Raw genomic sequence first — 23,058 nt, forward strand, 5'->3', positions numbered from 1 at the left:
GATACTCCCGACAGGCTTGCGATGCCCCAGTATGCGCGCCAGCCAAGCACGCCGGCAAGGGCCGGCCGGCGGCGGGTGGCGATCTTCGGCAGCCTGCTGCTGGCGGCGCTGTTGCCCGCCTTCGTCTCGCTCGGCCTGTGGCAGTGGCGCAAGGCCGAGGCCAAGACTGCGCTGCAGGCGGAGCTCGACAGCCGCCGCCACGATGCGCCGGTCGCCCTGCCCAGCGCGCCGGCCGACGCGGAGTCGCTGCGCCACCGCCGCGTCATCGTGCGCGGCCACTACGATGCGGCGAAGCAGATCCTGCTCGACAACCGGCTGTACCGGGAACAGGCCGGCTACCACGTCATCACGCCGCTGCAACTCGAAGGCTCGGCCATGCATGTGCTGGTCAATCGCGGCTGGCTGGCCGCCCCGGCCGATCACCGCGTCCAGCCAATGGCCGGGGTGCCGGCCGGCACGGTCGAACTAACCGGCCTGGCCGTGCTGCCGCCGCAGCGCTTCTTCAACCTGACGGCGCAACCGACCAGCGGCTGGGAAGCGGTGTGGCAGAACCTCGACCTGGCGCGCTTCCGCTCGGCCGTTCCCTACCCGCTGCAGCCGGTCGTCATCCAGCTCGACCCCGAGGCGCCGGGCGGTTTCGTCCGCGACTGGCCGCGCCCCGACGAACGGGCCGACCGCCACCGCAGCTACGCCCTGCAATGGTTCGGCTTCGCCGTCGCCAGCCTCGGCATCTGGGTCTATTTCCTGGTGCGCAAGCCATGAACAGCCTGGCCATCCGGCCGCCTCCCAACCAGCGCCAGGGCCGACTGATGCTGGCGCTGATCGTCGTGCTGCTCGCCCTGCCCTTCGCCATCGGGGCCGGCCTGTACTTTGGCGGCTGGCAGCCGACCCGCAGCGTCCGGCACGGCCACCTGCTCAATCCGCCCCGCCCGCTGCCGGAGCCTGTCCTGCTGCGGTGGGCCGGCAAAAACAGCGAAAAATGGAAACTGGTGCTCCACGTCCGCGGCCCCTGCGCCGCCGAATGCAGCCGCCGTCTCGACGAAATGCGCCGCATCCACGTTGCCCTCTACAAGAACATGGGCCGCCTGAGCCGCGCCGTGCTGACCGACCAGCCCGACGACCCGGCCCTGCTCGCCCTGCGCGCCAGCCAGCCCGACCTGTTGCTGCTGCCAGCCCCGCCCGGCACCCTGGCGGACATCGCCGACCCCGTGCTGCTGGTCGACCCACAGGGCCAAGTGATCATGACCTACCCGCCCGACGCCAGCCCGCAAGGCCTGCGCGCCGATCTCGAACGCTTGCTCAAATACGCCGGCTAGGAGATTCACCATGCACACCGCGACAGCCCCCACCCTGAGCCTCGGCCAACGCCTCGCCGCCTTCGGCCACCTGTGCAAGCCGCGGGTCAACAGCCTGATCGTGTTCACGGCCATGATCGGCATGTGCCTGGCGACGCCGGACTTCCCGCCGCTGCTGCGCTTCGTCGTCGCCTCGCTGGGCATCGCGCTGGTCTCCTTCGCCGCCGCCGCCCTCAACTGCCTGGTCGAGCGCACCGTCGATGCCAAGATGGCGCGTACCAGCTGGCGGGCCACGGCGCGCGGCGACATCTCGCCGCTCGAAACCATCACCCTGGCCACCGCCCTCGGCGCCGCCGGCCTCGGGCTGTTGCACGGCTTCATCAACGACCTGACGATGTGGCTGACGCTGGCCACCTTCGTCGGCTACACCGTGATCTACACGCTGATCCTCAAGCCGGCGACACCGATGAACATCGTCATCGGCGGCGCTTCCGGCGCCATGCCGCCGCTGCTCGGATGGACGGCGATGACCGGCCAGGTCTCGGCCGAACCGCTGGTTCTCTTCCTCATCATCTTCCTGTGGACGCCGCCGCACTTCTGGGCGCTGGCCTGCTACCGGCGCGACGACTACGCCCGCTCCGGCCTGCCCATGCTGCCGGTGACGCACGGCATCGCCTTCACCTGCCAGCACATCCTCTGGTACACCGTGATGCTCTCCGCCGCCAGCCTGATCCCGGTCTCGCTCGGCATGAGCGGCACTTTCTACCTGGTCGCCATCAGCCTGCTCGACCTCGTTTTCCTCGGCTACGCCATCGCGCTGTGCCGCCGCTACAGCGATGCGCTGGCCCGAAAAACCTTCCGCTACTCCATCCTCTACCTGACCCTGCTCTTCGCGGCGCTGTTCGCCGACCGGCTGATCCTCCTCTAGGCCGCCATGCGCCTCTACCGCAGCCTGCTCGTCGCCGCCACCCTGCTCGCCCTGCTCGTCATCGGGCTGGGCGCTTATGTCCGGCTGTCCGATGCCGGCCTCGGCTGCCCCGACTGGCCGGGCTGCTACGGCCACTGGCTGGGCGTTCCCGAAAGCGGGCATGAACATCTGGCCGCCCAGGCCAATTTCCCGCAGCGACCGGTGGATACAAGCAAGGCCTGGAAGGAAATGATCCATCGCTATTGCGCCGGCACGCTGGGCCTGCTCATCCTCGCCATCTGCCTGCTCGCCTGGCGCCCGGCCTTGCGCCGCCGGCAGTCGCCCATCCTGACCACCGTCCTGCTCGGCCTCGTCGGCCTGCAGGCGGCCCTCGGCATGTGGACCGTGACGCTGCTGCTCAAGCCGGCGATCGTCACCCTGCACCTGCTCGGCGGCATGGGCACGCTGGCCTTGCTGCTCGTCCTCCTGGGGCGTGAATGGCAGGCTGCCCCGGCATCGGCTGCCGGCCCGGGATTGCGCCTGGCGGCACGCCTGGCCCTGCTCGCGACGGTCGGCCAGATCGCGCTGGGCGGCTGGGTGAGCAGCAACTACGCCGGCCTCGCCTGCCCCGACCTGCCCCGCTGCCAGGGGCAATGGCAACCGGCCATGGATTTCGGCCATGCCTTCGCCGTCGTCCGCGATCTCGGCTACACCGCCCACGGCCAGCTCCTGAACGCCGAGGCGCTGACCGCCATCCACTGGGCGCATCGCCTCGGCGCCGCCGTCGTGGCCGCCAGCGTCCTCGCCCTGGCCGTCGCCCTCGGCGCCGCCGGCGAACGTGACCGGCGCCGCTGGGCCGGCCTGCTGCTCGGCGTGCTCGGCCTGCAGATCGCCCTCGGCATCGGCAACGTGCTGCTCTCGCTCCCGCTACCCGTCGCCGTCGCCCACACCCTGGGCGCGGCTGGTCTGCTCGGCGTGCTGCTGACCATCAACCTGCGCCTTCCGGCCGGCGAACCGCTGGCCGCGCAGCGCTCGCGGCATGGCCGGCGGGCGCCGGGCCTGCATACGCCCGCCTAGCAGTCAATCACGCCGATTCCCGTATGCCTTGACCGAAACCCGCCTGCTGCCGGCCAAGACCCAGCTCTTCATCGAATTCCTGCGGGAGAAGCTGGCCAGCCAGGCGGGAACGACATGGCCGCTCCGTCAAAAATCGATACGCGGATGGCACGTCCATTGCGAACCCGTGGTCAAACCCCGGTCCGCTGTCGGATTCGCGACACGACTGCCTGCCCCAGCAAGGAGTCCGCCATGCAATTCACCACCAAAGACGTCAATGGCCACAGCGTCGCCGTCGGCGACCTGGTTCTCGTCCTCGACATTTCGCCCGACCCGGAACTGGAAGAGGACCAGCTCGAGATGTTCATGGACATGATCGGCGCCCGCTGCGCCATCGAACGCATCGATGCCGACGGCACCGGCTGGGTGGCGGTATGGTGGAACGGCGACGAAGGCACGCAGCTCACCCTGGTCGGCCTGGCGCCGCGCCAGATGGAGCGGCAGAGCGCGTGAGGCAATCCGGCCTTGCGGGAAAGGCGGCGGCCGGGGCACAGTGCCTGAGCGCCCGATTTGACGCGGCCATGCCTACCTGCTGAAACCACCCCACCCTGCGGAAAAACGCCCTACATGTCGGAAACCCCACAATCCCCGCCGCTCATTGCCTACCACGCCCGGACCAAGCACCGCTTCGAAGCCTTCGCCGACGGCCCCGGGCAGCTCGACTGGGACGCCCAGCCCGAGGCCTTCCGCCGCTACCCCGGCGCCCCCCTGCTCGAATTGCCGTTGGCGGCCGACCGTTTCGAACGCCCCTACGGACAGCTGGCCGCAGCGCCGGCCGCCCCCATCGCCCCCGGCCTGGACAGCCTGGGCGCCCTGCTCGAACTGAGCTTCGGCATCTCGGCGTGGAAAAGCTGGGGGCCGAGCCGCTGGGCGCTGCGCTGCAATCCATCCTCCGGCAACCTGCACCCGGTCGAGGCCTATGCGCTGAGCGCCGGCCTGCCCGGCGTGGCGGACGGCGTGCACCACTACGACCCCCGCGACCACCTGCTCGAAGGGCGCGCCCTGCGCCCGGCCGATGGCTCGTGCTGGCTGGCCGTCGGCCTGTCCAGCGCGATGTGGCGCGAGGCCTGGAAATACGGCGAGCGCGCCTTCCGCTACTGCCAGCTCGATATCGGCCACGCCGTCGGCGCCCTGGGCTACGCCGCCGCCCTGCTCGGCTGGCGGGTCGAACCGCTGGCCGTGCCCGGCGACAACCTGGCCCGCCTGCTCGGCATCGACCGGGCGGACGATTTCCCGCCCACGCGCCATGCCTATACCGAAGCCGAGGAGCCGGAAATCCTGCTCGCCATTCACGCCCCGGGGCTGGCCGCGCCGCCCGCTGCATGGAATGACTGGCTGGCGGCGGCCCGCTGGCAGGGCACGCCGAGCCAGATCGACGCGGCGCCGGGCTACCGCTGGCCGGTTGTCGGCCAGGCCGCCACGGCCAGCCGGCAAGGCGCGGCAGCTTCGCCCCCGCCCCGCTTCCCGGAACGCCCCGCCCTGCCCAAACACCCGACGCCGAGCGGCGCCGCGCAACTCATCCGCCAGCGGCGCAGCGCCCAGCGCTTCGATCCGCAATGCACGCTGGACAAGGCCGCCTTCTACCGGATGCTCGACGCCACGCTGCCCCGCCCGCAGGCGCCCTTCGCCGGGCAGGAAAACGCCCCGGCCATCCACCTGCTGCTTTTCGTGCTGCGCGTCGACGGCCTGCCCAGCGGCCTCTACCTGCTGCCGCGCACGCCGGAAGCGGCGCGCACGCTGCCCGCCGTGCTCGGCCCCGGCGACGGGCGCTTCACCGGCCAATGCACGGTTGCCGACAGCGACCCCGACTGCCCCGCCCATCTCGGCCTGATCCTGCTCGCCCCGCTCGAATTGCCGGAAATGCAGCGCCTCGCCCGCGCCCTGTCCTGCCACCAGGACATCGCCGCGACCAGCGCCTTCTCGCTCGGCATGCTCGGCGACCTGTCGCCGGTCGCCGGGGATGGCTACGCCTACCGCCGCCTGCTGCGCGAGGCCGGGCTGGTCGGCCAGGCGCTCTACCTCGAGGCCGAGGCGGCCGGCGTGCGCGGCACCGGCATCGGCTGCTTCTTCGACGACCCGGTGCACCGCGCCTTCGGCATCGCCGACCCGCGCTGGCAGAGCGTCTATCACTTCACCGTCGGCACGCCGGTCAGCGACAGCCGCATCGAAACCGCGCCGCCCTACCCTCAGCGCCTACCGGAAAACCCATGACCCCGCGCCCGGCGGCCCGAGCCATGCCCCGCAACGGGGCGCATGCCTCGCTTTCGTGCGCGTTTCGGCCGGCGCCTACGGCAGTTCCGCCGCCGCCCCGCCGGTCAGACAGGCGTAGGAAAGCGGCAGGCTGCCCGGCAACGCAAAGCCGAACAGCAGCTCCTCCGCATCCTGAAGCGACGCGCCGGACGACAGCACGTGCTCGGAAAGACCGGAAAACGCCGCCAGGCGCATCCAGAACAGGGTTTCTTCAGTCAATTTCATGGACATGGCACACCTCCGTGAAATCCTTGGGTTATGCCTGTCCGCAAGCAATCGTCGGGCCTGACCCGGCGTTTGCCTGGCGGAGTCATGGCGCCCGGCCAGCCCGGTTGATTCGGACACTTCGCTGACATATGCTGAACCTTCGGGACACGCCCGCGGACCGACCAACAGAGGAGAGATCAATGAGCTTCAGGAGACAAGTTGTTACTGCTGCCGTGCTTGCCGTCGCATCAATCGCCTCGGCCAGTGCCCAGGCCCCGCTCACCGAGAAGAACGTCTCGATGAAAATGGCCCAGGCGATCATCGACGGCACGATCGAGCAGTGCACCAAGGACGGCTACAGGGTTTCGGTCGTCGTCGTCGACAACGCCGGCCTGGCGCGCGCATCGCTGCGCGGTGACGGCACCAATCCGCACACCATGGAATTCGCGCACATGAAGGCCTACACGGCCCGCACGCGCGGACAAACCTCGCTCGAATTCATGAAGCTCACCGACAATCCGGCCAACGCCTATCTGCGCCAGATTCCCGGCACCGTGGCGGTGGGCGGCGGCGTCCCCATCAAGGTCGGCAACGTGACGATCGGTGCCGTCGGCGTCTCCGGCGCCCCCGGCGGCGAGAAGGACGAGGTCTGCGCCTACGCCGGCATCGCCCGGGTGGCAGACCAGTTGAAGTAGGGAATCCGGACCCCGCCGCCATCGAGCCGATGGCGGCGTAGGCACAGCGGAATGCCGGCATCGGGGGCCGACCGGCGGCGACGGGTTTTCATGCCCGACTTCACGCAAAACGAGCGCCGGAAAAAACATTCGCGAGATCAATCAGATACAATCTCGCCCCTTGTCGGAAATGCAAGCACGCCGCCCGACCGTCCCCCGAAAGCTTCACTCATGATCATCCTCCGCAACGTCACGCTGCGCCGCGGTACCAAGACCCTGCTCGACAAGGCCTCCGTCACCATCAACCCCGGCGAGAAGGTCGGCCTGGTCGGCCGCAACGGCGCCGGCAAATCCACCCTGTTCGCGCTGCTCAACGGCGCGCTGCACGAGGATGGCGGCGACTATTCGATTCCCGCGCAATGGCGCATGGGCCAGGTGGCGCAGGACATGCCGGAAACCGAGCAGAGTGCGACCGACTTCGTCATCGACGGCGATACCCCGCTGCTCGCCGCCCGCAACGAGGTGCGCGACGCCGAGGCGAGCGACGACGGCATGCGCATGGCCGAGGCCTACATGGCGCTCAACGACGCCGGCGAGCACGACGCCGAATCCCGCGCCCAGGCGCTGATCCTCGGCCTCGGCTTCAAGGTTTCCGAGCTGCACAACCCGGTCAACAGCTTCTCGGGCGGCTGGCGGATGCGCCTGCAACTGGCCCGCGCCCTGATGTGCCCGTCCGACATCCTGCTCCTCGACGAGCCGACCAACCACCTCGACCTCGACGCCCTGGTCTGGCTCGAAGCCTGGCTCAAGCGCTACCAGGGCACGCTGGTCATGATCAGCCACGACCGCGAATTCCTCGACGCCATCACCGGCGTCACGCTGCACATCGACAACGCCAAGCTGGTCCGCTACGGCGGCAACTACAGCAAGTTCGAGGACATGCGCGCCGAGCAGATCGTGCTGCAACAGGCCACCGCCGCCCGCCAGGCCGAGAAGATCGCCCACCTGCAATCCTTCATCGACCGCTTCAAGGCCAAGGCCAGCAAGGCCAAGCAGGCACAGAGCCGGGTCAAGGCGCTGGACCGCATGGAGAAGATCGCGCCGGTGCTGGCCGAGGCCGAATTCAGCTTCGAATTCCAGGAGCCGCAAAACCTGCCCAACCCGATGCTGTCGATGGTCGATACCGCCATCGGCTACCCGCCGCCCGAGGAAGCGCCGGAAGGCACGCCGCCGACCGTCATCGTGCGCGGCATCAACCGCTCGGTGATGGCCGGCCAGCGCATCGGCATTCTCGGCGCCAACGGCCAGGGCAAATCGACGCTGGTCAAGACCATCGCCCAGGACCTGCAGGCCATCAGCGGCGAAGTGACCGCCGGCAAGGGCCTCAACATCGGCTACTTCGCGCAGGAGGAACTCGACGTGCTGCGCCCGCAGGACACGCCGCTCGAACACATGACCCGCCTGGCCAAGGAAGCCCTGGCCGCCGGCAACCGCAGCGTGCCGGGCCGCGAGCAGGAACTGCGCAACTTCCTCGGCACCTTCAACTTCACCGGCGACATGGTCAAGCAGGCGGTCGGCACCATGAGCGGCGGCGAAAAGGCCCGCCTGGTACTGTGCATGATCGTCTGGCAGCGCCCCAACCTGCTGCTGCTCGACGAACCGACCAACCACCTCGACCTCAACACCCGCGAGGCGCTGGCCGTCGCCCTCAACGAATTCGAAGGCACCGTCATGCTGGTCAGCCACGACCGCGCCCTGCTCCGTTCGGTGTGCGACGAGTTCTGGCTGGTCTCCAAGGGCGGCGTCGGCCCCTTCGACGGCGACCTCGAGGACTACCAGCGCTACCTGCTCGACGAAGCCAAGCGCGCCCGCGAAGACGCCAAGCTGGCAGCCTGAGCCCCACCCCGCCGGCGCACCGCATGCCCATCCTGCCCTTCACCGCCCTCGCCTGCCCGCTCGACGGCGCGCCGCTGCGGCGCACCGACGGCGCCTGGCGCTGCGCGGCCGGCCACAACTTCGACATCGCCAGCCAGGGCCACACCCACCTGCTGCCGGTGCAGCACAAGCGCTCGCTCGACCCCGGCGACAGCAAGGAGATGGTCGCCGCCCGCCGCCGCTTCCTCAACGCCGGCCATTACCAGCCGATCGCCGAGGCCGTCGCCCGCGCGGTGCTCGCCGACTTGCCAGCCACAGCCAGTTGCCTCGATGCCGGCAGCGGCGAAGGCTACTACCTGCGCCAGCTAGCCGCGGCCGCCACGGAACAAGGCCAAACGCTGGCCATCCTCGGCCTCGACATCTCGAAATGGGCTGTGCTCGCCGCCGCCAAGCAGGACCCGCGCCCGAACTGGGTGGTCGGCACCAACGCCCGCCTGCCGGTGCTCGACGGCACGGTCGACCGCGTGCTGTGCCTGTTCGGCTTCCCGGTCTACGCCGAATTCGCCCGCGTCCTCAAGCCGGGCGGCCGGCTCATCCAGGTCGATGCCGGCCCGGACCACCTGCGCGAACTGCGCGAAATCATCTACCCGACGCTGAAACCGCAACGCCCGGCCGACCCGACGCCCCCGCCGGGGTTCGCCGCGTGCCCCGCAACGAACGTGCGCTTCGCCTTGCACCTCGAAGGCCAGGAACGGATCGCCGACCTGCTGGCGATGACCCCGCACCTCTACCGCGCCAGTGCCGACGGACGGGCCAGGGCAGCGGCGCTGAGCGAACTGTCGATGACGGTCGATGTGCGGATCGCCGTCTTCGCTACGGCACTCCCCGACGCATAAGACAAGCCTTGCCCGATGCCGGGTCAGCGGCTGCCGCCATTGACCACTCAAATGATAATGGTTACCATTTACGGCTTTTTTGCCCTGGCCGGCCTTGTCGCGGCCCGGCCCCATGCAAGCCATGTCTCCGTCGACCCGCGTCGCGCCGCTGAAGACTAGCCAGCGCACACCTCTACGCATTCCGGAGATCGATTCCATGGCCGACATCATGCGCCGCCGTCAACTTCCCTTTCGTCGCATCCCCTGTTCGACGGCGGTTTCCCTGGCCCTCCTCGCGCTTCCCTGTGCCGCGTCCGACAAGGATGTCCAGCTGGAGGCCATCCAGGTCAGCAGCGACTGGCTGGGCAGCGGCCTGGAAAACAGCGTCAAGGGTTTTGCCGGGGCACGCACCGTCGTCAAGAAGGAAGAAATCCAGGCCACCGGCGCCAACAGCATCGGCGATGTCATGCGCCGGATTCCCGGCGTCCAGTCCACCGACAACTCGGGCACGGCCGGCAGCGCCATCTCCCTGAACATCGGCGTCCGGGGACTGACCGGCCGCTACTCGCCGCGCTCCACGGTGCTGCTCGACGGCATTCCGCTGGCCGTCGCACCCTATGGCCAGCCGCATCTTTCCTTCGCCCCGGTCAGCCTCGACAACATCGAGTCGATCGACGTCGTGCGCGGTGGCGGCGCCGTCCGCTACGGTCCGCAGAACGTCGGCGGCATCATCAATTTCAAGACCAGGGCCATTCCGGCCCAGCCGGGCGCGGCCGCCGACGTGACGGTCCGCGAGAGTTGGTACGGTGAAGGCGGCTCCACCAGGCGCTACAGCGCCTACGCCGGCAACCAGTGGGACAACGGCCTGGGCGTCGCGGTGCTGTATTCCGGCCAGGACGGGGCGACCTGGCGGCAAAACAGCAATGAAACGGTCAACGACCTGGCCTTCAAGTTCCGCTACCAGATCGATTCCGGCTCCGAGATCTACGGCAAGTTCTCGTATTACGACGTCCGCTCCAAGACGCCGGGCGGCCTCACCGTCGCCCAATACAACGCCAATCCCTTCCAGAACACCCGCCCCTACGACTACTGGAGCGGCGACCGCAAGGGCGTCGACCTCGGCTATATCAACTTCCTCAGCGACACCCAGGAACTGGAAGTGCGCACCTATTACAACGAGAGCTTCCGCGAAAGCTACCTGGCCAGCGGCGCCGGCAACACCCCGGCCAGCGTAACGCACCAGCCGCGCTATTACGAAGTGCTCGGCATCGAACCGCGCTACACCCAGCGCGTCACCGTGGGGTCGGTCAGCAACGACGTCACGGTCGGCTACCGCTATCTGCAGGAACGCGGCCACGACGACGCGGTGACGCGAAACTTCGCCACCGGCAACGTCACCTCGTCGTCGATCAACGACAACGCGACCGACGCCCACGCCTTCTACATCGACGACAAGATCGCCATCGGCGCCTGGCGCATCACGCCGGGCGTGCGTTTCGAGAAGATCGAATCGGTCCGCAGCACGAGGGGCACCGGCAACAGCTACGAGGTGAAGAACAACAAGGCGCTGCCCTCCCTGAACGTCGCCTACCTGCTCAACCCGGCGCTGACGCTGTTCGCCAACTACGGCACCTCGTTCGGCCCGGTGCAGAACACCCAGCTGAATTCCCAGACGCCGGGCAATCCGCTGATTCCGGAACTGGCGAAGACCGTCGAAGCCGGGATGCGCTGGAGCGGAAGCCAGCTGAATGCCGAAGTCACCGTCTTCAACATGCGCTTCGACAACCAGATCCAGCAGGTAACCGGCATCACCCCCGCGACCTTCAGGAACATCGGGGCCACCCGGCACGAAGGGGTCGAGACCGCCATCGACTACAGCTTCGACAAGGCCGGCATGCTGGCCGGCCTGAATGTCTATGCCAACTACACCCATGTCCGGGCGACCCAGGAATCCGGGCCGGATGCCGGCAAGGATGTGCCTTTCTACTCCCGCCACACCGACAGCATCGGCACCCGCTATCAAACCGGTCCGTGGGATTTCAACCTGTCGAGCACCCACCAGAGCCGGCAGTTCTCGGACAACGCCAATACCGTCGCCGAAAATGCCGCGGCAACCATAGGCGAGATTCCCGGATTCCGCCTGTGGAATGCCCAGGCCCGCCTGAAAGTGCCGAACGTGCGGGGGCTGGACATCCGTGCCGGCGTCAACAACCTGACCGACAAGCGCTACTACACCCGCAATATCGACGGCAACGCCGGGCGCATGGTCGGCGCGCCGCGCACCCTCTACCTCCAGGCCAACTACGCCTTCTGAGCGTCGCCCCCGCACCGCGACAGTCGGCCCCGGATGGCCGGCTGTCGCATTTTGAACATTGCCTGAAGCCCCTACGCCCATGCCCACGAACCGCACTGCCAACCTCCGGAAACTCTGGCGCCTGACGCATCGATGGAGCGGCCTGGGCGTCGGCTGGCTGCTCGCCCTGGTGGCCTTGTGCGGCAGCGTCCTGGTCGTCGGCCCGGCCATCGACCGCTGGCTCAACCCGCAGCTTTTCGTTGCCACCCCGCTCGCCGCGGCGGCTTCGGCAGCCCCGCCGCCGGTCAGCCTGGAGGCTATTCGCAACAACCTGTCGGCCTCGTTCGGCGAGCACTCGGGTTTCACGATGCGTCTGCCCAGGAAGCCCGACGACAGCCTGCGGGTCAGCGTGCGCGGCAAGCAATGGAACGGCAGCGTCTACCTGGATCCGGCAACGGGGCAGGAACAGGGGCGGCGCGGCGAATACGAAGGCATCGTCAATCTTGCCCACAAGTTCCACAGCAACCTTTTCCTCGACGACACCGGCAAGGCGATCCTCGCCGGCATATCCCTGCTCTACCTGGCATTGCTGGTATCCGGACTGATCCTGTGGTGGCCTCGGCAGTGGCCTCCCAGCTTGCGGATCACGTGGCACAAAGGCGTATCGCGCAGCGTGTTCGACCTGCATCGCACCGCCGGCGCCGTGCTCGGCGTGCTGATGGCGGTCACCCTCGCCACCGGCGCCTACATGGCCTGGCGGCCGCTGGCCCAGTGGGTGACGAGCCTGAGCGGCGAACAGACGGTCATGCCCCCGAAGATCGGCGGCAAACCGGCGTCGGCGGAATCGCCGGCCACCCTCGACGACATGGCGAGGCGCGCCCAAGCCCAATTCCCGGACGACCGGCTCACCTACATCCAGATTCCGGCCGAAGCAAACCGTCCGGTTCGCATTCGCATGCGGCTCGCCGACGACCCGCATCCCAACGGCCGGACATCGATCTGGCTGCACCCCCAAAGCGGCGCGATCCTCGCCGTCGACCGCTGGGACCGGGTCGATCCGGGCGCCCGGGCACTCTCGGTGATCTTCCCCCTGCACACCGGGGAACTGGGCGGGCCGGCGCTGGAAGCGCTGGTCTTCATCTTCGGCCTGACACTGGGCGGCCTGGGTTTCTCGGGCATCTGGCTGTGGTGGCGCCGACGCTAAAACGAGCCCCGCCGCGGCGGGACTCGTCGATTGCAAATGCCGGTCAGGCCTTGGAAAGCTGAATGCCGCCGGGATGCGGAACTGCCTCGTCGGTATCTTCCGGCAGCAGGTTGCCGTCGGCCAGCGCATCGTCCGCCGCGGCCGTCGCCGGATAGCGTTCCGGATACAAATGCCGTTCCGCGACCTGCGCATCGAAGGTTCCCGACCATTTGGCGATGACCACGGTGGCGACGCTGTTGCCGATGGTGTTGCAGGTGGCGATGGCCATCGACAGGAAGCGATAGACGCCGAAGATCACCGCCACGCCTTCGATGGGCAGGATGCCGGTGGAGGTCACCGTCGCCGCGAAGACGACGAAGGAACCACCGGACACCGTCGCCGCCCCCTTGGAGGTGAGCAGCATCAGCAGCAGGATGCCGATCTGGGCATCGAGCGACAGCGGCACGCCGTAGGCGTAGGCAATGAACATCACGCCCATCGACATGAAGATCGAAGTGCCGTCGAGATTGAAGGCATAACCGGTGGGCAGCACCAGGCCGACCGTCTGCTTGCCGCAGCCCAGGCGCTCCAGCTTGATCAGCAGTCGCGGCAGGGCGCTTTCCGAAGAAGCCGTGCCGAGCACGATGAACACCTCGTCCTTGATGTACTTGAGGAAGCGCCACAGGCTGAAGCCGCTCAGCTTGGCGATAAGACCGAGCACGCCGACGATGAAGACCAGGACCACGCCGTAGAAGCTCAACACCAGCTGGGTCAGGGCGATCAGTACGGCAGCGCCGCTGCTGCCGACCGAATAGGCCACCGCACCGAAAGTGCCGATGGGCGCCAGTTTCATGACCAGGTTGATGAACGAGAACAGCACTTCGGAGATTTGATCGAGGCCCGCGTTGATCTTGCTGCGCTTGCCTTCCGGAATGGCCAGGATGCCGATGCCGCACATCACCGCCAGGACGACGACCTGCAGCAGTTCGCCCTTGGTGAAGGCGCCGATGAAGTTGTCCGGAACGATGTGCGCCAGGAACTCCAGGAAGCTCTGCGGTGCTGCCTTGGCAGCAGCCGGCGGAATGGCGCCGCCGGCCACCGTGGTCATGCCTTCGCCGATGTGGAGGATGTTGCCGGCGAACAGGCCGAGGATCAGGGCGAAGGTCGACACCACCTCGAAATAGACGATGGAGCGCCAGCCGACCCGACCGGCGCTCTTCACGTCACCCGCCGAGGCAATGCCATGGACGATGGTCAGGAAGACCAGCGGGGCGACGCCGCACTTGATCAGCGACAGGAACATGTCGCCCAGCGTCTTGAGCTGCGCCGAGAACTTGGGAAAGGCAAAGCCGACGGCGATGCCGAGGATCAGCGAGACCAGCACCTGCATGCCCAGCTTGCGGTACCACGGCAGCTTCTTGGGGGTAGCGACGATGGCGTCGGCCGGATGATTTAGTGTTGTCATGTTTGTCTCCTCTCGGGCCGGTCAGGCGGTAACGGACTTGGACAGTTCAACGGCGCGATCCACCATCTGCGGCGCCAGGCCCAGGTAGTTGGCCGGATCGGTCAGGCGCTCGATGGCGGCGCGGTCGAAGTGCTCGGTGACCGCAGGCAAGGCGGCCAGTGCTTCGGCCAGCGTGCCGCCCTTTTCATTGACGGTGCGACAGGCGTCGTAAACGATGTCGTGCGCCTGCTGGCGGCCGGTGAAGGGCGCCATGCCCATCATCACGGCTTCGGCGACGATCAGGCCCCTGGTGATGCCGAGGTTCTTCTTCATCTGGTCGGTATCGACGATCAGGCCGCCCAGGGCGAACTTGGCTTGATGCAGGGCGCCGGCGGTCAGGATGAAGCTCTCCGGAATGGCGATCCATTCGGCGTGCCACGGGCCGGTCGCCCGCTCGAAATCCTGAACCATGGCATCGACCATCAGGCCGGCTTGCTGGCGGACGGCCTTGGCGGCGGCGAGCATCAGTTCGCTGGAAATCGGATTGCGCTTCTGCGGCATGGTGCTGCTGGCACCACGGCCTTTCACGAAGGGTTCATAGACTTCGGCGAACTCGGTGGAGGCCATGATCATGATGTCGAGGGCGATCTTGCCCAGCGAACCGGTGACCAGGGCGAGCAGGTTGATCGCCTCGGCAAAGCCGTCGCGGGCGACGTGCCAGGTCGTGGCCGGCACGCCGAGGCCGAGTTCCTCGGCCATCGCCTTCTGCACCGCGAAACCCTTGCTGCCCAGCGAGGCGAGCGTTCCGGCGGCACCGGCAAACTCGACGACTTCGACACGCGGACGCAGCTCGGCGATGCGCTGCTGATGGCGGTCGAACATGGCCAGCCAGATCGCGACCTTGTAGCCGAAGGTGACAGGCAGCGCCTGCTGCAAATGGGTCCGCCCGGCCATCGGCGTGTCGCGATGCTTGACCGCCAGGTCGGCAAGGATCTGGCGCAGTTCGCGGATGTCGTTGTCGATGACATTCAGGGCATCGCGGACTTGCAGGGCCACCGCGGTATCCATGATGTCCTGGGTCGTGGCGCCCCAATGCACGTAGCGACCGGCCTCGCCGCACATGGCGACCAGTTGGTGAACCAGCGGCAGGATCGGGTAACCGACGATATCCGTTTCATGGCGCATGTGATCGAAGTCGATGCGCTCGATCTTCGACTCGCGGGCAATGACGTCGGCCGCTTCGGCCGGAATCACACCGACCCGGGCTTCGGCCCTGGCCAGCGCGACCTCGGCATCGATATAGCGCTGGATCAGCGCGTGGTCGGAAAAGATGTTGCGCATGGTGGCGGTGCCGAAGGCATCGCGGTACAGGATGGAATCGACGACGGTGCTGGCCATCGGGATGGAATGTGACATGAGCGTCTCCTCTGAATGTCGTTTGTGGCGTGTCTGAATCTGGCTGCCCAAACCCAAATATGTCCGGACATGTTTCCAATCTATTATGTCCGGACATATATTGCAAGCACTATTTCTGGCGTAGAATTTCGAACCATGAAAAAGCCCGCAAGCAAGCCGCATTTCGCCGAAATCGCCCGCGACCTGACCGAAGGCATCGCCGCGGGTCGCTATCCGGTCGGCAGCGTTCTGCCGGGGGAGCTGGAGTTGTGCGACCTCTACGACACCAGTCGCCACACCATCCGGGCCGCGCTGAACGAGTTGCAGCAACTCGGCCTGGTGTCGCGCAAGAAAAACGCGGGGACACGGGTCGAATCGGCCACGCCGCGGAACGATTTCAGGCCGTCGCTGGGGTCGCTGGAAGATCTGGTGCAGTTCGGTTCGACCAACGTCCGGGTCGTTCAATCGATCGAGCCGACCACGGTCAAAGGAGCGCTGGCCAAAACGCTGGGCTGTTTCAACGGGACCGACTGGCTGCGTATTTCCAGCTTGCGGGTCGATAGCGCGACCCAGAAGCCGGTGGGCTGGACCGATGTGTATGTCGATCCGCAGTACGACGAAATTGCCGACAGGGTGCGTGCGGCGCCCGATACGCTGATCAGCACCTTGATCGAGAAACGCTATGGGCGGCGGGTGGCCGAAATTCGCCAGGTCGTACGGGCCATCCTGATCCCGCCCCCGACCGCCGCGGCGCTGCAGGTGGACGCGGCGAGTGCCGGTCTGGAAATCCTCCGCCAATATTTCGATGCGGCGGGTCAGATGTTCGAGGCTTCGATTACCGTCCATCCGGCCGACCGGTTTGCGGTCGCCATGACGCTGCAACGTTCGGCCCCCTGAATGCCGCCCGCTCTAACCATCCCCCCCGCCGAAATCGAATTCACCGCCATCCGCGCCCAGGGCGCCGGGGGGCAGAACGTCAACAAGGTCTCGAACGCGGTCCACCTGCGCTTCGACATTCCCGCCTCGTCGCTGCAGCCGGAGGTCAAGGAGCGCCTGCTCAAGCTGGGCGATCAGCGGATCAGCAAGGACGGCGTGGCGATCATCAAGGCACAGGAATTCCGCAGCCTGGAAAAGAACCGGGCCGAGGCGCTGCGCCGGCTGGAACTGCTGGTGAACAGCGTCGCCGTGCTGCCGCGCAAGCGCCGCCCGACCAAGCCGACGCACGGCTCGGTCAAGCGGCGGCTGGAGCAGAAGGGGCGGCGGGCCGAGATCAAGGCGGGGCGGCGCTCGACCGGCGACTGAGCGTCCCGCGCCTGGCGGCAATGCACCGCTCAGCCCGGGGTACACGCTCGATGCGGCGGACCTGGGTCGGTCAATCTCCTCCCTGGCGGCAACTTTCCCAGGCGTCCGCCGGTCTCAACCTGATAAGGCAGGCAAGCGCAACGACGCTGAATCGAGGAGGGAATATCTATGCGGAATGGTGTTAATCAGGCCATCCAAGCCCATTACGGTCGCTCCGAGTTGGCGGAGGTCATTTTTACGGCCCTGGAGCAAGCGGGCATCGATGTACGGCAACTCTCCCTCGAGGCGCTGGCGCCCATCGATGAGTTTCATATTCGCGGCCGCGCGGCGACTCTCGAGCTCGCCCAGGCGGCCGGCTTGCGTTCGACAATGCACGTCCTGGATATCGGGAGCGGCATTGGCGGAACCTCGCGGTGCCTGGCCAAGGAGTTTGGCTGTCGTGTCACAGGCATCGACCTGACGGACGAATATTGCCAGGTTGCCGCGATGCTCACCGCCAAGGTTGGCCTCGATGGACTGATTGACTATCGCCAGGGCGACGCGACGAATCTTCCATTCGAAGACAATGCGTTCGATGTCGTCTGGACAGAGCACGTCGCCATGAACATTCCCGACAAGCGTCGTTTTTACGGCGAGATGTACCGGGTCCTGAAACCCGGGGGAACGCTTGCCATCTACGATGTCCTCGCCGGCGCCGCCGGACCTGTGCTCTTCCCTGTCCCGTGGGCGCGCACGCCGGAGACGAGTTTTCTCGTGTCGCCGGAAGAGCTGCGCCAACTACTTGGAGATGCCGGCTTTACGGTTTCGGACTGGCAGGATACGACGGCGGAAGCGCGCGTATGGTTTGTGAACCTGGCCGAGCGCATCCGCCGGGACGGCTTTCCGGTGCTGGGATTTCATTTGCTGATGGGTCATGACTTTCGCACAATGGCGCAAAACCAGGGTCGCAACCTTGAGGAAGGACGGATTTCCCTCGGGCAAGTTGTTGCCGCAAAATAAAAATCATGCCCGGACAAGCCAAGCCAGGGGCCGCTCGGGTAGACGGCATTACCTCCCGGGAGGCAGCGCGATGGGCAGCCCCATCTGCTGCCACAGGAGCATGCCGCCGTGCAGGTTGGCGACCTCGGCGAAACCCGCCTCGCGCAGGATGACGGTCGCCTGCCCGGAACGCATGCCGGAGTGGCATACGGCAATCACCGGTCGGTCGCGCGGGATTTCGTCGATCCGCCCCTTGAGTTCTCCGAGCGGGATAGCGCGGGCACCGGCGATCTTCCCGAGCCCCCCGTCGATTTCCTCGGGCTGGCGTACATCAAGCACGCAGAGCGCATCGAGGGACTGCGCCACCCACTCCGGATCGATTTCGAGCAGGCCGGCATAGCTCTTGCGGACCGGCCCCCAGTCGGCCGGCTGCGGCACCTTGCCGTCCTCCGGCATCCCGCAGCGCAGATTGGCCGGCACGGCGATGGCGATCTGTTTGGGATGCGGCAGGTTCATGTTCTGCATGAAGCCGACGAAATCCTGCTCGTCGGCCTGGCCGCCGATGCGCGGGTTGTGCGCTTTTTCCTCGCCGACCGAGGTGACGGTGCGGCCACTGTAGTCGTGGCCGGGGTAAACCAGGCAATCGTCGGGCAGGCTGAAAATCTGCTCGGTTATCGAGCGGAACAGCAGGCTGGCATTGCCCTGCTGAAAATCGCAACGTCCGGCAGCGCGGATCAGCAGGCAGTCGCCAGTGAAGGCCAGGCCGTGGTCGTCGGTGACGAAGCTCAGGCAACCGTCGGTATGCCCCGGCGTCGCCCGCACCTCGAGATGGCGCCGGCCGAAATCGACGCGGTCGCCATGATCGAGCCGCAGCTTGGCCGCCGATACACTGGCGCCATAGCGCTTCGAGATGCCGATCAGACAGCCGGTGGCCTGCTGCATCAGCCAGCTGCCGGTCACGTGATCGGCATGGCAATGGGTATCGAGCGAAGCGACCAGCGTCAGCCCGAGTTCCTCGATCAGGGCACGGTCGCGCAGATGCTGTTCGAACACGGTATCGATGACGACTGCCTGGCGGGTTGCCGAGTCGCCCAGCAGATAGGTGTAGGTGGACGACGCCGCATCGAATAGCTGCCGAAAAATCAGGTTGCCGTACATGGATGAATACCCTCCGGGTTAGCTGTCGCGTCTTGCCCTTTGCAGAATAAGGCTACGCACCCAACCGCCGATCGCCACACACGTTCCAAACGGCGATATCGCAAAAATGAAGCCCGCCATTGCGTTGGACATTAAGGCTTCAAGGAGCGTAAACGACGGGTTGAACATCAGCGCAACAGCCCCATCGGCGAGAGAAAGCACGATCGCGAAAGGTATCGAGATGCCCGCCAGGAATAGCCATTCTCTTGGTGCTTTTGGGACTTGCCTGTGGCCCCAGCAAAAAAAGGAGAAGGCTGCCAATGCCGCGAAGATGAGTAACCAGAACGAGCGGCTCACCAGTTTGTCTGGCACGAGCCATGCGACTCCCATTGTCATGGCGGCGAGGATAACGATTCCGACAAGGTTCGCCATTGCCGATGATGTGCCTGTTAGACGTGAGAACAACGACATGGATACGTCGTGCCACCAGGGCGATTGACCGGAAAATTCGACAGACGGCTCCTGGCCACACTGCGACCTTCTGATTTTGCTAGCGGAAATACCACGATCGTCCCGTGCAGAGAAACAAAGAGAAAATGCAGAACTGACCTGCCACAACAAGCCAGTACACCGTTGGTTTATCCTGCCGATAAATAATCGTGTGCCACCACCATACGCCTAAGGCCTTGCCGGAAATAAGCGCCCAAATAGGGATAGCGGCCAAGAGAAGCGCGACTGAGTAATAAACGGTATCGGTCATGGATTATCTGCGGGCCGCAACAAGGATGTAGGGAAAAGCCATTTGTAGCGAATAGCCACGATAAGATAAGTCAATTGGATGGCGTCGCCAAACTCCCACTTTTGACCGCATCCCGCATGAAGAATCATGCCTGAAAGCGGCCGTACGGGGCGTACTCTCGCACAGCCGCACAATGAGCCAGCCGGCTTTCAGTCTGCCCGGAAGTCGCCAGAACGTCATCTCCCTTGGTGCGCCGCATTGAGCGTGCCCCGTAGGCCGACGCATCCAGCCCCGCAGTATCGCCTCCGAGAACTTTATCCAGCCCACAGGCATCCAATGCCCATGCCGCAGCGGCATTCCGAAGACATTCTCCGAAACTTTCCGAAGGGGCGAATGATGAAAAAGAATCTTGGTTGCGTATTGGCATTGACCCTGTTGTCCATCAGCGGCCTGGCGACTGCCCAGACTACCGCCAAACAGCTGCTTGGCGGCTGGTCGCTGGTTTCGCTGGAAACCGACACGGCTGACGGCCGTATCCAGGCGTTTGGCCCCCGGCCAATCGGGTACATCAACTTTGGCCCGGATGGCCGCATTGCTGCGCAGTTCATGCGTCCGGACATCCCGAAAATAGCGGCCAACAACCGCCAGAAGGCGACGCAGGAAGAAAATGCGGCTATCGCGCAGGGGGTCATGGCTTTCTTTGGCGAATGGAAGCTGCTTGATCCCAAAACGGGTGAAATCAGCCTCCATGTCATTGGCAGTTCGTTCCCCAACTGGAACGGAAGCGACCAGAAACGCTTCATCAAGGTCAGCGGAGATGCCATGACGATCATCAACCCCAGTTCGCCCTCCGCTGGCACATCCACCGTCATGCTCACCCGGCTCAAATAGTTGCCCGATACGCTGCATGCCCGCCGGACAGTTTCCGATGCGAAGCTGTCCATCCGGGGGCCGGGCGGCCATCCGGGTCTGTAGGTTTTGCGACATCCGATCAGACACCCCGCCCCCACAAACACGACAGGCCATTGTTTTAATTAAGAAAACATCACTGGCACAGCGATTGCTGAATAGGCTCCGAACAGTTTTCGAGGAGCCTTCATCGTGGAACTTCCCGTCATCAGCAACAGCGCGCCGGCAGCCGAAGGCGGCGGTTGTGCTTCCAGCGGCTGCGGCACCGCGCCGGATGCCCTCTCCCACCTGCCGGACCACATCCGCGCCAAGGTGCAGGACCATCCCTGCTATTCGGAAGAAGCGCACCACTACTTCGCCCGCATGCACGTCGCCGTCGCCCCGGCCTGCAACATCCAGTGCAACTACTGCAACCGCAAATACGACTGCTCCAACGAATCGCGCCCGGGCGTCGTCTCCGAGCTGCTGACGCCGGACCAGGCGATCAAGAAGGTGCTCGCCGTCGCCGCCGAGATTCCGCAGATGACGGTCCTCGGCATCGCCGGCCCCGGCGACCCCCTGGCCAACCCGGGCCGCACCTTTGAAACCTTCGAACAGCTGTCGGCGCGCGCCCCGGACATCAAGCTGTGCGTGTCGACCAACGGCCTCAACCTGCCGCAGTACGTCGACCGTATCGCCCAACACAACATCGACCATGTGACGATCACCATCAACTGTGTCGATCCGGAAGTCGGCGCCAGGATCTACCCGTGGATTTATTGGGAGAACAAGCGGATCACCGGCGTCGAAGGTGCCCGCATCCTGATCGAGCAGCAGCAGAAGGGTCTGCAGATGCTGACCGAGCGCGGCATCCTGGTCAAAGTGAATTCGGTGCTGATCCCCGGCGTCAATGACGAGCATCTCAAGGAAGTCTCGAAGATCGTCAAGGCCAAGGGCGCCTTTCTGCATAACGTCATGCCGCTGATCGCCGAGCCCGAGCACGGCACCTACTACGGCATCATGGAGCAGCCGGAACCGACGCCGGAACAGCTGCAGGAGCTGCAGGACGCCTGCGCCGGCGACATGGCGATGATGCGCCACTGCCGCCAGTGCCGAGCCGACGCGGTCGGCCTGTTGGGCGAAGACCGCGGCGACGAGTTCACGCTCGACAAGATCGACGTCATGGATGTCGATTACGAAGCCGCCATGGTCCGCCGCAAGGTGGTGCACGACGAGATCATCGAGAAGCTCGACGCCAAGCGCGGCATCGTCAAGCCCAAGGCCGAGGGCATCCCGGAAGGGTCGCGCCCGGTGCTGATGGCGGTGGCCGGCAAGAACGGCGTCGTCGCCGAGCACTTCGGCCACGCCAAGGAATTCCTGATCTACGAAGCCTCGCCGGAAGGTGTGCGTTTTCTCAGCCACCGCAAGACCGAGCTGTACTGCGGCGGCATGGATGCCTGCGGCGATGGCGACGTGGTCGACGAAGGCGCCACGGAATCCCTGCTCGACCGCAACATCCGCGTGCTCGAAGGCTGCGAGGTCGTGCTCTGCTCGAAGATCGGCTACGAGCCGTGGGGCAAGCTGGAAGCCGCCGGCATCGCGCCGAACGGCGAACATGCGATGGAGCCGATCGAGGACGCCGTGATGGCGGTGTACAAGGAAATCGCGGCGACCGGGAAGCTCCTTCCCGCCGCAGAAAGCCTGAAGGTGGCGTGAATGGCACTTCAGATAACCAAATCCTGCGTCAATTGCTGGGCCTGCGTCGATGTCTGCCCGAACGACGCGATCTACGAAGACAAACCGCACTTCCTGATCGACGACGGCAAATGCACCGAGTGTCTGGGCGATCACGCCGTTCCCCAGTGTGCGGCGATTTGTCCGATCGAGATGGCTATCGTCGATGAACTGGGCGAGTTCCTGAACCCGCCGGGGTCGTTGACCGGGATTCCGATCGAGAAGTTGAAGGAGTTTGGGTTGTGGCGGGAGGCGGCGTGATGTTGGGTTCCTTGCCTGATGCGGAGGCCTCGGTTAATCGACCGTTGCTTTCCGCCTTGAGGGCGGGCGTACTTTCTTTTGCTTCGCCAAAAGAAAGTAGCCAAAGAAAAGGCGACCCCAACTTACGCGGTCGGCGTTGCCGACTTCCCTGCGCTACTCGCCGCCGGCGGGGGCTGCGGAACTCGGGCTGCGCCCTCAGACAGTCCTCGCCCTTTTTCCGCCGGCAGCTGCGTTGCTCGGCGCTCCACATGGGGACCCTAAAGGCGTCGCGGGGATAGGCAACACCCGAAGAAATGACTGCGTTCGCCGATCACTGAAAAACCCAAACGCCAGGCGCCACGGGTTGAACCCGGACGTTTTTCCGGGCCCCTTGAGAGGTGCCGAGCAACGCAGAAATGCCGGGGGCCTTCGGCTTGCCTTGTCTGAGCCGCAGGCGAGTTCAGGCAAGCCGCCCGGCGTTTCGAGTAGCGCAGGGAACCCGCGCAGCGGGCACCGACCCGGGGTC

Annotated in this window: 23 protein-coding genes; 17 read left to right on the top strand and 6 right to left on the bottom strand. The window is 65.8% G+C overall.

What is annotated here, in order from left to right:
- The first annotated feature begins 21 nt into the window (after positions 1-21).
- The 6 genes from Q0P59_RS09760 (at position 22) to Q0P59_RS09785 (ending at position 5,529) form a co-directional block, all read left to right on the top strand.
- Entirely contained in the window at positions 22-762 is a 741-nt protein-coding gene (locus Q0P59_RS09760) for an SURF1 family protein (RefSeq protein ID WP_295006098.1), read from the top strand.
- Entirely contained in the window at positions 759-1,316 is a 558-nt protein-coding gene (locus tag Q0P59_RS09765; RefSeq protein WP_295006100.1) for a hypothetical protein, read from the top strand. The genes Q0P59_RS09760 and Q0P59_RS09765 overlap by 4 nt, the downstream gene beginning before the upstream one ends.
- A gap of 10 nt (positions 1,317-1,326) precedes the next feature.
- Positions 1,327-2,223, top strand: coding sequence for a heme o synthase (gene cyoE / locus Q0P59_RS09770; protein WP_295006102.1), 897 nt, complete (start codon positions 1,327-1,329; stop codon positions 2,221-2,223).
- Positions 2,224-2,229: 6 nt separating this feature from the next.
- Positions 2,230-3,279, top strand: coding sequence for a COX15/CtaA family protein (locus Q0P59_RS09775; protein WP_295006105.1), 1,050 nt, complete (start codon positions 2,230-2,232; stop codon positions 3,277-3,279).
- 231 nt (positions 3,280-3,510) lie between these two features.
- Positions 3,511-3,771: a hypothetical protein gene (locus tag Q0P59_RS09780; protein ID WP_295006107.1), complete on the top strand. Its 261-nt coding sequence runs from the start codon at positions 3,511-3,513 to the stop codon at positions 3,769-3,771.
- Positions 3,772-3,885: 114 nt separating this feature from the next.
- Positions 3,886-5,529 carry a SagB/ThcOx family dehydrogenase gene (locus Q0P59_RS09785; RefSeq protein WP_295006109.1) on the top strand — a complete coding sequence of 548 codons (1,644 nt, stop codon included), beginning with the start codon at positions 3,886-3,888 and terminating at the stop codon, positions 5,527-5,529.
- Positions 5,530-5,604: 75 nt separating this feature from the next.
- Here the strand turns inward: Q0P59_RS09785 and Q0P59_RS09790 are convergent, their stop codons facing one another.
- Positions 5,605-5,799, bottom strand: coding sequence for a hypothetical protein (locus Q0P59_RS09790; RefSeq protein ID WP_295006111.1), 195 nt, complete (start codon positions 5,797-5,799; stop codon positions 5,605-5,607).
- Positions 5,800-5,975: 176 nt separating this feature from the next.
- Between Q0P59_RS09790 and Q0P59_RS09795 the strand changes: the two genes are divergently transcribed.
- The 5 genes from Q0P59_RS09795 to Q0P59_RS09815 all read left to right on the top strand — a co-directional run bounded on the left by Q0P59_RS09795 (position 5,976) and on the right by Q0P59_RS09815 (position 12,696).
- A complete protein-coding gene (locus tag Q0P59_RS09795; protein WP_295006113.1) occupies positions 5,976-6,470 on the top strand; it encodes a heme-binding protein in 495 nt (164 codons plus the stop codon).
- Positions 6,471-6,680: 210 nt separating this feature from the next.
- Positions 6,681-8,345 carry an ATP-binding cassette domain-containing protein gene (locus Q0P59_RS09800; RefSeq protein ID WP_295006115.1) on the top strand — a complete coding sequence of 555 codons (1,665 nt, stop codon included), beginning with the start codon at positions 6,681-6,683 and terminating at the stop codon, positions 8,343-8,345.
- Positions 8,346-8,368: 23 nt separating this feature from the next.
- A complete protein-coding gene (locus Q0P59_RS09805) occupies positions 8,369-9,220 on the top strand; it encodes a putative RNA methyltransferase (protein WP_295006117.1) in 852 nt (283 codons plus the stop codon).
- A 112-nt stretch (positions 9,221-9,332) separates the two neighbouring features.
- On the top strand, positions 9,333-11,513 hold the full coding sequence (locus Q0P59_RS09810; protein WP_295006119.1) for a TonB-dependent siderophore receptor: 2,181 nt from the start codon (positions 9,333-9,335) through the stop codon (positions 11,511-11,513).
- A gap of 79 nt (positions 11,514-11,592) precedes the next feature.
- Positions 11,593-12,696, top strand: coding sequence for a PepSY-associated TM helix domain-containing protein (locus tag Q0P59_RS09815; RefSeq protein ID WP_295006121.1), 1,104 nt, complete (start codon positions 11,593-11,595; stop codon positions 12,694-12,696).
- 43 nt (positions 12,697-12,739) lie between these two features.
- On the opposite strand, the gene Q0P59_RS09820 is transcribed toward Q0P59_RS09815, so the two are convergent.
- Both Q0P59_RS09820 and pcaB read right to left on the bottom strand, forming a co-directional pair.
- Positions 12,740-14,140 (bottom strand): cation:dicarboxylase symporter family transporter, encoded by a 1,401-nt coding sequence (locus Q0P59_RS09820; protein ID WP_295006123.1) that lies wholly within the window; start codon positions 14,138-14,140, stop codon positions 12,740-12,742.
- A gap of 21 nt (positions 14,141-14,161) precedes the next feature.
- Positions 14,162-15,535, bottom strand: a complete 1,374-nt coding sequence (gene pcaB / locus Q0P59_RS09825) for a 3-carboxy-cis,cis-muconate cycloisomerase (protein ID WP_295006125.1) — start codon at positions 15,533-15,535, stop codon at positions 14,162-14,164.
- 135 nt (positions 15,536-15,670) lie between these two features.
- Here pcaB and Q0P59_RS09830 point away from each other — a divergent pair, with 135 nt between their 5' ends.
- The 3 genes from Q0P59_RS09830 (at position 15,671) to Q0P59_RS09840 (ending at position 17,815) form a co-directional block, all read left to right on the top strand.
- Positions 15,671-16,411: a GntR family transcriptional regulator gene (locus Q0P59_RS09830; RefSeq protein ID WP_295006128.1), complete on the top strand. Its 741-nt coding sequence runs from the start codon at positions 15,671-15,673 to the stop codon at positions 16,409-16,411.
- A complete protein-coding gene (gene arfB, locus Q0P59_RS09835) occupies positions 16,412-16,816 on the top strand; it encodes an alternative ribosome rescue aminoacyl-tRNA hydrolase ArfB (RefSeq protein ID WP_295006130.1) in 405 nt (134 codons plus the stop codon).
- Positions 16,817-16,984: 168 nt separating this feature from the next.
- Positions 16,985-17,815, top strand: coding sequence for a methyltransferase domain-containing protein (locus Q0P59_RS09840; protein WP_295006132.1), 831 nt, complete (start codon positions 16,985-16,987; stop codon positions 17,813-17,815).
- Between the two features lie 48 nt (positions 17,816-17,863).
- Here Q0P59_RS09840 and Q0P59_RS09845 read toward each other — a convergent pair whose 3' ends face one another.
- The 3 genes from Q0P59_RS09845 to Q0P59_RS09855 all read right to left on the bottom strand — a co-directional run bounded on the left by Q0P59_RS09845 (position 17,864) and on the right by Q0P59_RS09855 (position 19,691).
- Positions 17,864-18,952, bottom strand: coding sequence for an MBL fold metallo-hydrolase (locus tag Q0P59_RS09845; RefSeq protein ID WP_295006134.1), 1,089 nt, complete (start codon positions 18,950-18,952; stop codon positions 17,864-17,866).
- An 18-nt stretch (positions 18,953-18,970) separates the two neighbouring features.
- On the bottom strand, positions 18,971-19,363 hold the full coding sequence (locus tag Q0P59_RS09850) for a hypothetical protein (protein ID WP_295006136.1): 393 nt from the start codon (positions 19,361-19,363) through the stop codon (positions 18,971-18,973).
- A gap of 118 nt (positions 19,364-19,481) precedes the next feature.
- Positions 19,482-19,691: a hypothetical protein gene (locus Q0P59_RS09855; RefSeq protein WP_295006138.1), complete on the bottom strand. Its 210-nt coding sequence runs from the start codon at positions 19,689-19,691 to the stop codon at positions 19,482-19,484.
- 375 nt (positions 19,692-20,066) lie between these two features.
- Here Q0P59_RS09855 and Q0P59_RS09860 point away from each other — a divergent pair, with 375 nt between their 5' ends.
- The 3 genes from Q0P59_RS09860 to Q0P59_RS09870 all read left to right on the top strand — a co-directional run bounded on the left by Q0P59_RS09860 (position 20,067) and on the right by Q0P59_RS09870 (position 22,553).
- Entirely contained in the window at positions 20,067-20,561 is a 495-nt protein-coding gene (locus tag Q0P59_RS09860; protein WP_295006140.1) for a lipocalin-like domain-containing protein, read from the top strand.
- 210 nt (positions 20,562-20,771) lie between these two features.
- The gene (gene nifB, locus Q0P59_RS09865) at positions 20,772-22,274 is read left to right on the top strand and encodes a nitrogenase cofactor biosynthesis protein NifB (protein WP_295006142.1); all 1,503 of its coding nucleotides are present in this window, start codon (positions 20,772-20,774) and stop codon (positions 22,272-22,274) included.
- Positions 22,275-22,553 (top strand): 4Fe-4S binding protein, encoded by a 279-nt coding sequence (locus Q0P59_RS09870; RefSeq protein ID WP_295006144.1) that lies wholly within the window; start codon positions 22,275-22,277, stop codon positions 22,551-22,553.
- Positions 22,554-23,058 lie beyond the last annotated feature (505 nt).

The organism is uncultured Dechloromonas sp., assembly GCF_945957265.1.
Classification (GTDB): domain Bacteria; phylum Pseudomonadota; class Gammaproteobacteria; order Burkholderiales; family Rhodocyclaceae; genus Azonexus.

Excerpts from the sequence above, each read along its gene's own strand:
- cyoE (WP_295006102.1), top strand. The coding sequence starts at position 1,327 with ATGCACACCGCGACAGCCCCCACCCTGAGCCTCGGCCAACGCCTCGCC.
- Q0P59_RS09760 (WP_295006098.1), top strand. The coding sequence starts at position 22 with ATGCCCCAGTATGCGCGCCAGCCAAGCACGCCGGCAAGGGCCGGCCGG.
- Q0P59_RS09830 (WP_295006128.1), top strand. The coding sequence starts at position 15,671 with ATGAAAAAGCCCGCAAGCAAGCCGCATTTCGCCGAAATCGCCCGCGAC.
- Q0P59_RS09850 (WP_295006136.1), bottom strand. The coding sequence starts at position 19,363 with ATGGCGAACCTTGTCGGAATCGTTATCCTCGCCGCCATGACAATGGGA.
- Q0P59_RS09775 (WP_295006105.1), top strand. The coding sequence starts at position 2,230 with ATGCGCCTCTACCGCAGCCTGCTCGTCGCCGCCACCCTGCTCGCCCTG.
- Q0P59_RS09795 (WP_295006113.1), top strand. The coding sequence starts at position 5,976 with ATGAGCTTCAGGAGACAAGTTGTTACTGCTGCCGTGCTTGCCGTCGCA.
- Q0P59_RS09870 (WP_295006144.1), top strand. The coding sequence starts at position 22,275 with ATGGCACTTCAGATAACCAAATCCTGCGTCAATTGCTGGGCCTGCGTC.
- Q0P59_RS09860 (WP_295006140.1), top strand. The coding sequence starts at position 20,067 with ATGAAAAAGAATCTTGGTTGCGTATTGGCATTGACCCTGTTGTCCATC.
- Q0P59_RS09765 (WP_295006100.1), top strand. The coding sequence starts at position 759 with ATGAACAGCCTGGCCATCCGGCCGCCTCCCAACCAGCGCCAGGGCCGA.
- Q0P59_RS09855 (WP_295006138.1), bottom strand. The coding sequence starts at position 19,691 with ATGACCGATACCGTTTATTACTCAGTCGCGCTTCTCTTGGCCGCTATC.
- Q0P59_RS09810 (WP_295006119.1), top strand. The coding sequence starts at position 9,333 with ATGCAAGCCATGTCTCCGTCGACCCGCGTCGCGCCGCTGAAGACTAGC.
- Q0P59_RS09800 (WP_295006115.1), top strand. The coding sequence starts at position 6,681 with ATGATCATCCTCCGCAACGTCACGCTGCGCCGCGGTACCAAGACCCTG.
- Q0P59_RS09815 (WP_295006121.1), top strand. The coding sequence starts at position 11,593 with ATGCCCACGAACCGCACTGCCAACCTCCGGAAACTCTGGCGCCTGACG.
- Q0P59_RS09805 (WP_295006117.1), top strand. The coding sequence starts at position 8,369 with ATGCCCATCCTGCCCTTCACCGCCCTCGCCTGCCCGCTCGACGGCGCG.
- Q0P59_RS09845 (WP_295006134.1), bottom strand. The coding sequence starts at position 18,952 with ATGTACGGCAACCTGATTTTTCGGCAGCTATTCGATGCGGCGTCGTCC.
- Q0P59_RS09785 (WP_295006109.1), top strand. The coding sequence starts at position 3,886 with ATGTCGGAAACCCCACAATCCCCGCCGCTCATTGCCTACCACGCCCGG.
- Q0P59_RS09840 (WP_295006132.1), top strand. The coding sequence starts at position 16,985 with ATGCGGAATGGTGTTAATCAGGCCATCCAAGCCCATTACGGTCGCTCC.
- Q0P59_RS09790 (WP_295006111.1), bottom strand. The coding sequence starts at position 5,799 with ATGTCCATGAAATTGACTGAAGAAACCCTGTTCTGGATGCGCCTGGCG.
- arfB (WP_295006130.1), top strand. The coding sequence starts at position 16,412 with ATGCCGCCCGCTCTAACCATCCCCCCCGCCGAAATCGAATTCACCGCC.
- pcaB (WP_295006125.1), bottom strand. The coding sequence starts at position 15,535 with ATGTCACATTCCATCCCGATGGCCAGCACCGTCGTCGATTCCATCCTG.
- Q0P59_RS09780 (WP_295006107.1), top strand. The coding sequence starts at position 3,511 with ATGCAATTCACCACCAAAGACGTCAATGGCCACAGCGTCGCCGTCGGC.
- Q0P59_RS09820 (WP_295006123.1), bottom strand. The coding sequence starts at position 14,140 with ATGACAACACTAAATCATCCGGCCGACGCCATCGTCGCTACCCCCAAG.